Consider the following 12,230-nt stretch of genomic DNA (forward strand, 5'->3'; position numbering starts at 1 on the left):
AAAATATCTTCCTCTTCATGGCAAGACGCCTATTGCTTTCAACAGGGAAGAGGAAGAACTCTAATGAACAACGAGCTAGCCTGTATTATCTAGCGGCCAGCTTGCAGGAATCCCGAATGACGAGCCTGGTCGGAAAGCTTACATTGCTGAAGCTGGCTTCGTCGTTATTGCAGAGCCCGATGACCTTCTCTACAGCACTCTTGGCCATATCGTCAATAGGCAGGCGGACGGAGGTCAGCTTAGGGCTAATCGTGGAAGCGAGCTGCGTATCGTCGAAGCCGATGATCGAGATATCGTTCGGAACATGGATTCCATGTTTTGCGAACGCTTCCATTGCTGCGATGGCCATATCATCATTGGAACAGAACAAAGCGGTGGGCAGTTTGCCACGCTTGATAAGTTTCTCAGTTTCCTCGTAGGCGGTTTCCTTCAGAAATTCGCCTTCAAGAACGTAATCATGCCGCAGTGTAAGGCCATGGTTGAGCAATGTGGTCTCAAACGCTGCATAGCGCTCCCGTCCGGAGAAGGTACTCATCCTTCCTTTGAGGATTCCAATCTCCTGGTGTCCCAGGCCAATCAGGTACTCGATCGCTTCGACAGTCCCCTCATAGTCCATCGAGTTGATAATTGCCAGATGGTTCTTGTTCAGGCGCTCAGCTATAATCTCTGAGACGTCATAGTCAATCAGAACAAGGGGAGCGTCTTGGCTTACCAGCTCGCGCACAAGCTCGATATCCTTCTGGGTTCCTACCAGGATTCCGCCGTCAATGCGCTTTTGCAAGAATGCCTGCTTGATCTTTTGGAAGTCGCTAGGGGAGTATACCGTATGAATGAGTACGTAGAAGCCGCGTGCGTTGGCGGTATCAACAACCAGATCGACGATCGGAGCAAAATAGCTATTCTGATAAATGCGAGTTGCATTCTCCTTCTCGTTCATACTGATCGCAAATAGTCCAATGGTGTCCGTCCGTTTGCCGGCAAGCGCACGAGCGAAGCTGTTCGGCTCATACTGATATTGCTCAATCACTCTTAGTACCTTGGCTTTGGTTGTCTCCGGAACATTGGGATAGTTGTTGATCACCCGTGATACGGTACTGCGGGAAACCCCAGCTAATTTAGCGATATCTTCGCTGCGCATTAGTAATCCCTACTTTCTATAAACGCGCGTTTATACCATTATTTTAGTTGATGAACGACTGTAAATCAATCTCGTATTTTACCTTAGCATAAAAATATCCCGAAGTCGGAAATTTTTGTGACTTCGGGATGTTAGCAGATGATTATTTGGTTGTGGCTTCCTGTAAATAACGCTCTATGAAATGAATCGCATTATCACGATTTTCCGAGCCTCCCCGGAGGCCAACGATCATCTGCTGTTTGCCGAGCGGAAGCTGATCGGCCAGCTTGCTGTTGGTGATGTCAATCGCATACACATGGTCCTCGGTATCTTCTTCACCGCGACCGATAATTTGGTTTTCTTCATTTAACAACGGTTTGAGAATGCCGTTAGCCTCCTCGTCCAGCTTTTCCAGGACACCGCTGCCGCTGATCCAGTCATAGGAGGACTGATCAAGAATATAGATATCTGGCTTCTCCGTAGCCAAAATGGCCATCGCTTTTTGCTGGTAAGCCATATCCGCTCCACCCATAGACTGATCGGATGAAGGCAGGTAAGTCATCGTCAGCTTGAGACGCTTCCATTCCGGGAATTGCTCCAGCATCGCCTGTTCGAGCCCTTCATCACCGCCTTTATCCATATCGCTCATAAAGTTGCCGAGATACATGATCGACAGGTCGATCGGAGGCAGCGCAGCCAGGCGCTTCTGCTCCTGACGATGATTGACAAAGGTGACAGTAGCAGCGGTAAGAACAATGACAGCTATAATTCCAACGATAACATGGGTTCTGTAGATGCGGAAAAATTCTTCAACCTTCTCTGCAGTGCCGGCAAATCTGCCCCATTTCTGAAACCTTTCGCGGCTTTTCTCTTCAATCTTCTGGCGGTCTTCTGAACCGGTAATCAGCTTATAAGCCTTCAATTTCATATCGAAGTCTTGCTCAGAAGATTTGGAGCGCGATTTCCTCAATTCGATATCAAAGACCCGCTCAACTTCTTCCCGCGAGGCATTTTCGGGGAGACCCAGCAATTCATAGGCTTTCTTCAAATCACTCATGATTATCTCCTCTGATTATGAACTATGATTATGTAAATGCGAGATTAACTCTATTAATTATTATACTGTGTATTGTGCGGGAATGGAAATGCTGGTCATAATATTCATTCTTCCTCCACAAAAGAGCCAGGGGACTCTGATTCCTAAGCCCCCTGGCGCATACTCAAGAAATGATGATTTAGGAAACTCTGCGCATCGACAGTAAATGTTCTTTCCAGTATCCGCTATCAACGGAGCTGATCTGCACCCCGGGATCTCCCCAAGTATGAATCATCTGGCCATTGCCGATATATATGCCTACATGTCCGACGATTTTATCATTTTCGAATCGGCCTGGTACGCTAAAGAAGATAAGATCGCCTTTCTGTAATTCGTCGCGAGTGACGGATGAACCGAGCTGAGCCTGGTCTCTGGCTAGCCTTGGCAGCGATTCTCCAAATTGCTTGAATACGTGCTGGGTGAAGGAGGAGCAGTCGAATTTCTTCGATTCTTCATAGGGCTTCGCCCCAAATTCATAAGGAACCCCCATAAATTTCTTGGCATAAGCAACGAGCTCATCTCTGTTTCCGCCAACGCTAAAAATATTGTAACGGTTGATTTTCTGCGGCTCGTCCGTACCAGTCGCATGGGGAACCGGATTGGCGCTGCCTAAAGCCCCGACCCTTACGTGACGGCCATCCCGCCCATCGGTCTGCACCTTTGTCCCAAGCAGCTTGGATAGCGAGTTTGCTGTAACGTAAATGCTTCCGTTCTGGCGGATAGGCGCATCAGGGAGGATGATCTCTTTGCCGTAAGAGAGAGCTTTGGAGTGATCCGGCATCAGTTCATACATGGCATCTGTATAGCCAAGTTTGACTTTACCATCCTTTTCCTTAATTCGCAGTCCAAGATCCTTGGCAACGGATTGCAGTGGAATCCAATTGATCCCGTTCGTATCCTTGACCAGATCGGCCCGGATCAGATGTTCATGGGCAGCCTGGTTTGGTACAGAGGAGACCTTAGGTCCTGCAGGCTGTCTGGAGCAGCCTATGCAAGCGGTAAGCAGAAGCAATGCCGCTGCACAGAGAAGAGCTTTTTGACTAGCAGGTCTGATCATTAGCGGTGTAACCCTCCATTTCTGATAGTAATGTTGGTAAAAGAACCGTCATTGGGGCGAGGTGATATATCTGTCATTTGAAGTATGTAATTATTAGTGACTTTTATGCGCATTGATGGTGACTTTTATGGATCGATTCTGTATAATCCTTACCAATCAGACAAGTTGGCAGGGAAGGGAGATTTCGTAAATGATGAATCATCAAGCCTTTAAAGGGGAATTTCATGGAGAGCCGGCAGTATGGCTTAGATATGGCAGCTATGAAGCGGCATTATTGCCGGGAATCGGCGGCAACTTAATAGCATTTCGAGATTTAGAAAACGGTTACCGTTTTTTGCGCGAGCCTGAGGAAGCCGAGATGGAGGCGTTTAAGAGCAATCCGGGTGTTCACGGAATTCCGGTGCTTTATCCGCCAAATCGCTATGAGGATGGCAGGTTCCCTTGGCAAGGAAAGGTACACCAGCTTCCGATTAATGAGCCGGCAACCGGCAATCATCTGCATGGATATTTACATACAAGCGCTTGGGAAGTTGTAGACCTGGGTCAGACCCCCGAGGAGAGCTATGTTGTTGTTAAGGCGACGATCGATGAGCAGCATATGATGTATTCGTATTTGCCGTTTAAATTTACGGTTAAACTGAGATATGCATTAAGCGGGGAAGGGCTGTCGCAGCAGTTGTTCGTGAAGAATGACGGGGAGACGGAGATGCCTTGCCTGTTTGCTTTCCATACGGCCATAAACGCGCCATTTGCGCCGGGCAGCACCGAGGCTGATTGCTCCTTGAAGCTGACGATCGGAGAGCGCTGGGAGCTGAATGAACGACAATTGCCAACCGGCCAATATCAGACACTCTCGGACGGCGAGCTGAAGATGAAGAGCAGCGGCGTATCGCCTTATTTTATGTCCATGGATAACCACTATACGGCTGTGCCGCAAAACGGAAGGAACCGGATGGAGCTTACCGATACGAAGCTGGGTACTACGCTGGTATATGATGTAGGCACCTCTTATAAGCAATGGATGATCTGGAATAATGGGGCCTCTGGCAAGTTCTTCTGTCCTGAGCCGCAGATCAATCTGGTGAACGCGCCGAATATGGATCTTCCTGCCGATGAAGTTGGCTTGTTCAGTCTCGCCCCAGGCGAGATTTGGGAAGAGACGGCAAGAATTTATTTGAAGGATATGGTCAAATAAGGACTATATTATCGGCAGGCAATATTGGTGGCAAAATAACAAACAGCCGGAGCGTCATTGCGACGCCTTCCGGCTGTTTGTTATTTTGCGCTTTGCTTCCCGGTGCCTAAGCACAAGAGTCACTATCCAACCCGATGGATCGGATCGATTTGGGTGTCTCTGTTGTGAGGAAGCAAGCGCCGGATTTGTTCCAAATTTCTGCGTGGCACCGTAATGGTCTTGATTCCATGGATTTCATCCCGGAATAAGAGCATGTTGTCTCGAATTTCAGAAATTTTGAACAGGTTCACATAGCAGTTCGTGCTAATCCGATAAAACGAAGTATCCGAGATCATTGTTGAGGTTTGCTCGGCAGAGAGTCTCTTTTTTATACTGTAGTTTCTGCCATGAAAACAAACTAGGCCATGACCCCCAATTTTGAAGAAATACGTGTCATGCGGATCAAGATCCTCATAAACATCCCGTTCCTCTAGTCCGACAGTCATCATTCTAAAACCCCCTTCAGAAGATGTTGTGGAAGCGCTTACAGTATATCATATTTTAATTATTTTGAACAGGGGATTTTTGCTTTTATGGACTTTTAGCTCTAATTTTTTAGGTTTTATCCTGTTGAAGCTGCAATGCTATGAGCATGGATAGCGGACTTTTTGAGCGATCTTGAGGCAAACCGGGAATAGGGCTGGACTTTTTGACTAAAGTAAGAAAAAATAAGAAGACGTATATCAAGACGTTATTTATAGAAGAAGGAGTGTATCTTGATGTCAGAGAAATTAATGTTATTCGTCGGTTCTTATGCCGAGTCAACCGACCCTGGAATATATATGTATGAGCTGGATTTGGCCAATGGTGAAATGAAGTGTCTGGATAGGGCAGCCGGGTTGAAGAACCCCACCTTTGTAAGTGTGGACAAGCAGGGGAAGAAGCTCTATGCAATTGCGGAGACGAAGAATGAGAACGAAGAGAGGATTGGGGAAGTGGTCTGTTATTCCATTGATCCCATGTTGGGCAAGCTGACAGAGCTTAATCGTCGATTTACGATCCAGCCTTCCAGCTCTCATATTCAGTTGGATCATCACAGCAGCTATTTGGCTGTATCAGGCTATCATGGTGGTAATGTAGGCTTGGTGAAGATAGCAGAGGATGGTACGGTGGGCGGCGTGTCCGATGTACAGCAGCATACAGGTCATGGAGCGGATCCAGAACGGCAGGATCGCCCGCATCCGCATTCCGTTCAATTCAGCCCGAATAACCGTTTTGCGCTGGTGGCCGACCTGGGACTCGATCGAATTAAAGTATATGAGCTGGATCAAGCACAGGACAAGCTGGTGTATCGAAATGAAGCTGTGATGCAGCCGGCTAGCGGTCCGCGTCATATGGCGTTCCATCCGAATGGGAAGTGGCTTTATTCTATTAATGAAGTAGGTTCCTCTCTCTCGGCGTTTAGCTTTGATGCGGAAAGCGGAAGCTTGACTGAACTTCATACAGTATCGACATTGCCGGCTGGTTTCCAAGGAGAGAATACGACAGCTGAAGTAGCAATTTCACAGGATGGCCGTTTCTTGTATGGTTCTAACCGCGGTCATGACAGCATCGTTCAATTTGCCATTGATGCGGAGACCGGGAAGTTGACCTTGGTTGAATTCATCTCCTCAGAGGGAGAACATCCGCGTCACTTTGCGATTACGCCGGACGGTGAGCATTTGCTTGCCGCGAATCGGGATTCTAACAATCTGGTGCTGTTTCGAATCGATCGCAGCAGCGGCAAGCTGACGTTCACCGGACATGCGGCTGAAGTATCCAAGCCGGTCTGCGTAAAACCTGTCCAATTTTGATAAGAAAACCGATCGAGCCCTTCAAGCAGCAGCGCGACCCAAAGGCCGATTTTCTGGCGATACAGAATTTCATCAGCACGGCTGAAATGAATGATCCGAAGTGGTCTGTGGACTGCTGCAAAACTTGGAGCTCGCTCCTCAGGCCCTGGCTTCATCCAACTGAGGCGTATAAAACAACGCTTCAGTTGGATGCCATAAGCTTTGGTGCTGACAAGCGGACTTCTTAAATACTTATTCCGTGAACAACCCGGAAGTGCGCATTCCTTCCCACAGCTGCTGGAATTGCGGAATGTCAAGCTGCTGAGCGGCATCGGACAGCGCGGTCTGCGGATCGGGGTGCACCTCGACCATGATCCCGTCTGCACCGGCCGCCAGCGCAGCTTTGGCGCATGGAAGCAGTATGTCCTTGCGTCCTGTGGAGTGAGTCACATCGACGAGCACTGGCAGGTGAGTTTCTTGCTTAAGCAGCGGAACAGCGGAAATGTCCAGGGTGTTGCGAGTCCATTTCTCGTAAGTGCGGATCCCGCGCTCAATCAGCATCACCTGGGTGTTGCCCTTAACTGCGATATATTCGGCTGCATGTACGAATTCTTCCAGCGTAGCCGCGATGCCTCTCTTGAGCAGAACCGGAATTTTTGCTTCGCCAGCTGCTTTCAGCAGTTCGAAGTTCTGCATATTGCGAGCGCCGATCTGAATGACATCGATGTATTGCTCAGCAAGCTCGATGTGTCCGGGATGAACAATTTCACTGATCGTCGCCAGACCGAACTCATCGGCAACCTCTTTCAGCATCTTCAGGCCTTCAACGCCTAAGCCCTGGAAGTCGTAAGGGGAAGTTCTTGGCTTAAACGCGCCGCCCCGCATCACTTTGATGCCAGCTTCCTTTAAAGCTGCGGCAACAGTACGCAATTGCTCGTAAGATTCTACGGAGCAAGGGCCTGCGATCATCACCTGTGCCGAGCCGCCGATCAGATTGCCTTTAACATCGATGATGGTATTCTCCGGCTGTTTCTTACGGCTGACAAGAAGTTGACGCTTGTGTTCTTCCTCTTGTAAATTCAGAGAAGCTTTGAATATCTCCTTGAAAATATGCTTGATCGAGGCATCTCTAAAAGGTCCGGGATTAAGAGCGGTCAGTTCATCCAGCATTTTTCTTTCGCGCACCGGATCGAATTTAGGCACGCCTTGCTTCTCCTTGATCTCTCCGATGGCTTGAACGACTTCTGCACGTTCATTAAGCAGTCTCAGCAGCTCCTTGTTGACCGTATCCAGTTTAGTGCGCAATTCCTCTAAATTAGCATTCATTTTCGACACTCCTCATTTTCTTATTTTGATTAATGTTTTTACTTGCGAGTCCTCTGATAACCCGTGAAACGCTTCTCTAAACAAAAAAAGGCAGTCCATCAAGGGACGGATTTCTCCGCGGTACCACCCTTGTTAGACAACCTTCTTGTTTCTCAGCTCTAGACACAGATAACGGTGTGCGGCCGGAATTCCCTACCTGCCATTGCAAGCGCTCAGGAACCAACTCCGGAGTGAACTTCAGCAGCGCGGCTCCCGCGGGGTGCTCTCAATCTTCGGCACCGCCGTCCCTGTCAGGACGCATCCACTTACTTTTCTCCATCATTGTCATGGTTAACAGTATATTCAAAAGTTATTTACGAAATTATATGCCTGAGATTATAAAATGGCAAGCGTACACGGAGACGCGTTATAACTTTAAAGTGATATAGAATGATGTTAACAAAATGTAAAATTACAGCTTGGTTCTTGCTTTGTAGCAGGCGCTAGCTTAAGATTAATCTATATTTTGCTTTAGTCCATTGATGAAGGAGCAGGTCGCTTATAATGACATTTTTTAAAGAGTTGTTTCAAATGCCCGGATTCCGCAGGGTACTGGCACTAATGGTCGCCATCTTCGTGCTCTACGTATCCCGCAGTATGCTTAACATGATTCTCATTACATTTATTCTCACCTATTTGATTAATCGCCTGCATCGGTTCATAACGAGACATGTGGACAAATTGTTCAAGATTAATCGAAAAATTACCGTATTATTAATATACGTGCTAATGGTCGGCGGGCTGGCGACTACGATCTATTATTACCTGCCTGTTTTTGTTGAGGAGCTTACCGATCTGGTCAACCAGGTGCTCTCTTTTTACAGCAACCCTCCAACTAATCTGCCGGACAATATTATTCTTAACTTCCTGGTGGAATCGATCCAGGACATCGACATTACGAAGTATCTCGGTCAGGGCTTTGATTTCCTGCTCAAGACCGCTACCGATATCGGCCAGTGGAGCCTGAATCTGTTCATCGCGATCATTTTAAGCTTGTTCTTCCTGCTTGAAAAAGAAAAGGTGACGAATTTTACTTCCAAATTCAAAGAGAGCCGTCTGTCTGGTCTTTTCGTGGAATTGGAGTATTTCGGAAAGAAATTTGTTCATTCCTTCGGTAAAGTAATTGAAGTGCAATTTCTGATTGCGTTGGTGAACTCACTGCTTTCGACGATATTTCTATGGATTTTTGGTTTCCCGAATTTGTTCGCCCTCGGCATTATGATCTTCCTGCTCGGTCTTATTCCGGTCATGGGGGTTATTATTTCCTTGATTCCACTATGTGCGATTGCCTTTAAAATTGGCGGGCTGGTCAAGATCATCTATGTGCTGATCATGATTGCTATCGTACACGCGGCGGAGACTTATGTCCTGAATCCGAAGTTTATGTCCAATAAGACGCATTTACCGATCTTCTACACCTTCTTGATCCTGCTTGTATCCGAGCATTTCTTTGGAGTTTGGGGCCTTATCGTTGGCGTACCGGTTTTCATGTTTTTGCTGGACGTGTTAGAGGTTCCTGTAGAGGATATTTCACCGAAGCGGCTTAGAAGCAAGGTTGCCAAGACTAAGTAAATTAGACATGAAATTGAAATAAAATGCACCATTAGAACAGGAGTGCCGATGAGAAGATCGACACTCCTGTTTTTGTTGCTTAAGCCTGTGGCGGGATCCAGTTAATTTTGTTATTCTGATAATCTGTAGTTGGCTGGCTGCGAGGCTTATCTTTCCAGGTACGATTTACGGCTTTCTTCAATTTTTCCGGAAGGCCGGCTTTCAGCTTATCCGCTTTGGCCTGATCAATTTTGCCCTGCGCGAGGGCCTGATCGATATGAAGCGTCGCGGACTCCGTCAATCTCTTGATGAATTCCTGTTCACTCCAGCCTTTATTCGCCTGGGCAATCTGGAGCAATGTCTTACCCTGCTTTAATTGTTGGACAAGGCTTTTGGGCTCTATGCCAAGCAGCTTGGCGGAATCGCCAAGAATATGTCCGCCGCGGCAGCCATGGTGATGGCCATGCTTGCCGTGGTCCTGCGAGATCTGCGTCGCATTCGGATCAGCAGCGCCTTCCGCAGATGCGGCAGATGCCAGAGGTACAAAAGCGCCGAATAACAGCAGCATGCTTGTCACTCCGCTTAACGCTAAGGTAAGCAGTTGTTTCATAGACTTTTCTCATCCCTTCGTATAGAATATTTTGGGTCTTGCTATTGCTCAGTCTTGACAAAAAAACTGAATGATATCTGAAAGAAAGCTTAATATCAGCTAAAAAATTGCCGCAAACTGAATGCAAAGAAGAATGATGTCGATGAAAACGTTTATGATGTAAGTAGATGTTGCCATCGTTGGGAGGAATATAAATGACATTTGGCGCAAGAATGCTCAAGACAGGACTCGCAGTTACGCTCGCGCTATATGCCGTAATGTGGCTGAATTTATCTCCGCCTTTGATGGCCGGGATCGCAGCTATTTTTGCAATGCAGCCGTCGATTTATCGCTCCTGGCGATATCTAATCGATCAGCTGCAGACGAACGTGCTCGGCGCGGTATTAGCGATGCTGGGCGGGATGCTGTTCTCCAATGAACCGATTGCGGTTGGACTCGTATGTATTATCGTGATCATGATCTGTCTCAAACTGAAAATGGGCGAGACCATTGGCGTTACCTTAGTAACGGTCATATCCGTGATGGAGGCCTCGGGACAATGGGTGTTTGCTCTGAATCGTCTGTCGCTCAGCTTGATTGGCATCTTATCGGCGTTTATTATCAATATCCTTATTATTCCGCCGAAACCTAAGGTCCAATATGAAGGGCTGATCAGGAAAGCTTTTGAACAGCTCTCCCTCCTGCTTCGAACAGCCGTCTCGGATGAGATCAAGGAGACCGTAATTCATCAGGAGAAGCGCTCCCTGGAGGATGCGGTCAACTCGCTGAGCGAGAAATACAAGCTGATGGAGGAAGACCAGAAAAGGCTGCGGAAGCCCAAGTTTAGTGAAAGTCGCCAGCTGGTCATTTACAAGCAAATGCTGAAGACGCTCCATAAAGGCTATGAAGTATTGGACGCGATTGAGCAGCATTATTTTCAGGCCGTTCGCTCTGCCGAGTTGAACAAGGCGTTTGATGCGCATCTGGAGCAAATGATTAAATTCCATGAGCATATTATGCTGAAATTTGACAACAAATTGAAGCCTAATTCACTGGAAGCGAAGGAATTCGCCGAGAATAACGATCGGTTCCTATCAGAGATGCTGGAGAGATATGCGGAGCGCATTGACGGGGCATTGCGGTTATCGATTGTATCTGCGGAAATTTACGAATATGGTTACCAGTTGGAGCGGCTGAATCGTCTTGCCGATCACTCGGGTTCCCTGGAGGCTCAGGGAGAAGAGTAGCCAACTTATTTCAGTGTTACCCTCCAGTTATTCGCACAATTGCGAACTGGGGGTATTTTTTTGGTCAAATATGTTTTTCTTCAGTCAAAATAAGCGCTTACATTTGTGGAGCGCCCATTCTATAATATCCAATCAATATGATCAACAAACTTCATCTTACTAGGAGGGTGGGGGAATGGATGTAATCAGACGAAAACCAACCGTAGTTATTTTGCTTATCGCAGTAATGCTAATCGTGCTTGCTATCCTGATGATGCTGTTCACGAACAAAAAAGAGATCTTGCCTGAGAATTGGTTGTTTACGGTAGATGGATATGCTGTGACAGACGAGGAGTTTCAATCCTATCTGAACGAACAGCGGGCAGTCACTGTGGATTATTTCTACAGAACCTATGGGGCCGAAGTAGACCAGGGCTTCTGGGAACGTCGGTACGGCGATAATAACGAAACGCCATCCGAGTATGCCAAAAAAGCTGCAATGACCGCTTTGCTAAGGGCCAAAGAGGAGCAGATTATAGCCGACGAACGGAAGATTGCCCAGTACAAAAGCTTCGCTGAGCTGAAATCTGCCATGGAAGACGAAAACAAGAAGCGGGCTGGCCTGGAAGACACAGGGGAGACCTACTACGGATTGCCTGCATTTGATCAATACCAATACATGCAATATGTAAGCAGCGCCCGCTGGCCGGATTTGGTCGAAACCCAGGTCAAAAAAACTAAAATGAGCGCTGCTGAGTTGCAAGCTGAATATGCTTCAAGGAGCGAAGAATACGTTCGCATAGCAGATGAATTAGCGGTCATGTTTGCAACGAATGGACAGGCTATGGAGCAGAAAATATTAAATCGCTGGGACATCTCCAAAGAGGATACGGAATCTCTTGATTTCTGGGAGTCATTAGCAGCGATTTCTGTCGGCGAGACGGTCACCGGCAAATATATGGGCGAGGATGCGATTGCCACTTTGCTGACCAAGCCGGAAATAACCAGGCTTACCCCAGAGGAAGTGAAAGATTCGATCATTTACGGACGGGCAGAATCCGATTTGCGAACGTTCATTGCAACCAGGGCTGAGAAAGCGAAGATCGTGTATAACGGCAATGATTTCGGAGAATTAGCGATGAGATAAAATCCTTATGTCCTTATCTTTATATAATTCTGTGTCTATTTCATAGATGCAGATTGATTATATAAATATTAATTTA

General features: G+C 47.2%; 11 protein-coding genes. 5 read left to right on the forward strand and 6 right to left on the reverse strand.

Annotated features, from left to right (window positions below; genetic code table 11):
• Positions 1-85: 85 nt before the first annotated feature.
• The 3 genes from BN1360_RS14840 to BN1360_RS14850 all read right to left on the reverse strand — a co-directional run bounded on the left by BN1360_RS14840 (position 86) and on the right by BN1360_RS14850 (position 3,270).
• Positions 86-1,138: a LacI family DNA-binding transcriptional regulator gene (locus BN1360_RS14840; RefSeq protein WP_068780630.1), complete on the reverse strand. Its 1,053-nt coding sequence runs from the start codon at positions 1,136-1,138 to the stop codon at positions 86-88.
• A gap of 142 nt (positions 1,139-1,280) precedes the next feature.
• A complete protein-coding gene (locus BN1360_RS14845) occupies positions 1,281-2,174 on the reverse strand; it encodes a molecular chaperone DnaJ (protein ID WP_068780631.1) in 894 nt (297 codons plus the stop codon).
• A gap of 178 nt (positions 2,175-2,352) precedes the next feature.
• Positions 2,353-3,270: a C40 family peptidase gene (locus tag BN1360_RS14850; protein WP_068780632.1), complete on the reverse strand. Its 918-nt coding sequence runs from the start codon at positions 3,268-3,270 to the stop codon at positions 2,353-2,355.
• 193 nt (positions 3,271-3,463) lie between these two features.
• On the opposite strand from BN1360_RS14850, the gene BN1360_RS14855 reads away from it, so the two are divergent.
• Positions 3,464-4,465 (forward strand): aldose 1-epimerase, encoded by a 1,002-nt coding sequence (locus BN1360_RS14855; protein ID WP_068780694.1) that lies wholly within the window; start codon positions 3,464-3,466, stop codon positions 4,463-4,465.
• Positions 4,466-4,587: 122 nt separating this feature from the next.
• Here the strand turns inward: BN1360_RS14855 and BN1360_RS14860 are convergent, their stop codons facing one another.
• Positions 4,588-4,953 carry a LytTR family transcriptional regulator DNA-binding domain-containing protein gene (locus BN1360_RS14860; RefSeq protein WP_068780633.1) on the reverse strand — a complete coding sequence of 122 codons (366 nt, stop codon included), beginning with the start codon at positions 4,951-4,953 and terminating at the stop codon, positions 4,588-4,590.
• Positions 4,954-5,223: 270 nt separating this feature from the next.
• On the opposite strand from BN1360_RS14860, the gene BN1360_RS14865 reads away from it, so the two are divergent.
• Complete coding sequence (locus tag BN1360_RS14865; protein WP_068780634.1) at positions 5,224-6,297, forward strand: lactonase family protein; 1,074 nt, start codon at positions 5,224-5,226, stop codon at positions 6,295-6,297.
• 231 nt (positions 6,298-6,528) lie between these two features.
• Here BN1360_RS14865 and BN1360_RS14870 read toward each other — a convergent pair whose 3' ends face one another.
• Entirely contained in the window at positions 6,529-7,602 is a 1,074-nt protein-coding gene (locus BN1360_RS14870; RefSeq protein ID WP_068780635.1) for a bifunctional 3-deoxy-7-phosphoheptulonate synthase/chorismate mutase, read from the reverse strand.
• A 543-nt stretch (positions 7,603-8,145) separates the two neighbouring features.
• On the opposite strand from BN1360_RS14870, the gene BN1360_RS14875 reads away from it, so the two are divergent.
• A complete protein-coding gene (locus BN1360_RS14875; RefSeq protein WP_068780636.1) occupies positions 8,146-9,213 on the forward strand; it encodes an AI-2E family transporter in 1,068 nt (355 codons plus the stop codon).
• 79 nt (positions 9,214-9,292) lie between these two features.
• Here BN1360_RS14875 and BN1360_RS14880 read toward each other — a convergent pair whose 3' ends face one another.
• Entirely contained in the window at positions 9,293-9,802 is a 510-nt protein-coding gene (locus tag BN1360_RS14880; protein WP_068780637.1) for a hypothetical protein, read from the reverse strand.
• Positions 9,803-9,996: 194 nt separating this feature from the next.
• On the opposite strand from BN1360_RS14880, the gene BN1360_RS14885 reads away from it, so the two are divergent.
• Together BN1360_RS14885 and BN1360_RS14890 are read left to right on the forward strand one after the other, a co-directional pair.
• Positions 9,997-11,028 (forward strand): FUSC family protein, encoded by a 1,032-nt coding sequence (locus BN1360_RS14885; protein ID WP_068780638.1) that lies wholly within the window; start codon positions 9,997-9,999, stop codon positions 11,026-11,028.
• Positions 11,029-11,203: 175 nt separating this feature from the next.
• Positions 11,204-12,154, forward strand: coding sequence for a hypothetical protein (locus BN1360_RS14890; protein WP_068780639.1), 951 nt, complete (start codon positions 11,204-11,206; stop codon positions 12,152-12,154).
• The last annotated feature ends 76 nt before the right edge of the window (positions 12,155-12,230 follow it).

It is taken from the genome of Paenibacillus sp. GM2 (assembly GCF_900069005.2).
Taxonomy (GTDB): domain Bacteria; phylum Bacillota; class Bacilli; order Paenibacillales; family Paenibacillaceae; genus Fontibacillus.

Coding starts and splice junctions, on each gene's coding strand:
- BN1360_RS14840 (WP_068780630.1), bottom strand. CDS start 1,138: ATGCGCAGCGAAGATATCGCTAAATTAGCTGGGGTTTCCCGCAGTACC.
- BN1360_RS14845 (WP_068780631.1), bottom strand. CDS start 2,174: ATGAGTGATTTGAAGAAAGCCTATGAATTGCTGGGTCTCCCCGAAAAT.
- BN1360_RS14850 (WP_068780632.1), bottom strand. CDS start 3,270: ATGATCAGACCTGCTAGTCAAAAAGCTCTTCTCTGTGCAGCGGCATTG.
- BN1360_RS14855 (WP_068780694.1), top strand. CDS start 3,464: ATGAATCATCAAGCCTTTAAAGGGGAATTTCATGGAGAGCCGGCAGTA.
- BN1360_RS14860 (WP_068780633.1), bottom strand. CDS start 4,953: ATGATGACTGTCGGACTAGAGGAACGGGATGTTTATGAGGATCTTGAT.
- BN1360_RS14865 (WP_068780634.1), top strand. CDS start 5,224: ATGTCAGAGAAATTAATGTTATTCGTCGGTTCTTATGCCGAGTCAACC.
- BN1360_RS14870 (WP_068780635.1), bottom strand. CDS start 7,602: ATGAATGCTAATTTAGAGGAATTGCGCACTAAACTGGATACGGTCAAC.
- BN1360_RS14875 (WP_068780636.1), top strand. CDS start 8,146: ATGACATTTTTTAAAGAGTTGTTTCAAATGCCCGGATTCCGCAGGGTA.
- BN1360_RS14880 (WP_068780637.1), bottom strand. CDS start 9,802: ATGAAACAACTGCTTACCTTAGCGTTAAGCGGAGTGACAAGCATGCTG.
- BN1360_RS14885 (WP_068780638.1), top strand. CDS start 9,997: ATGACATTTGGCGCAAGAATGCTCAAGACAGGACTCGCAGTTACGCTC.
- BN1360_RS14890 (WP_068780639.1), top strand. CDS start 11,204: ATGGATGTAATCAGACGAAAACCAACCGTAGTTATTTTGCTTATCGCA.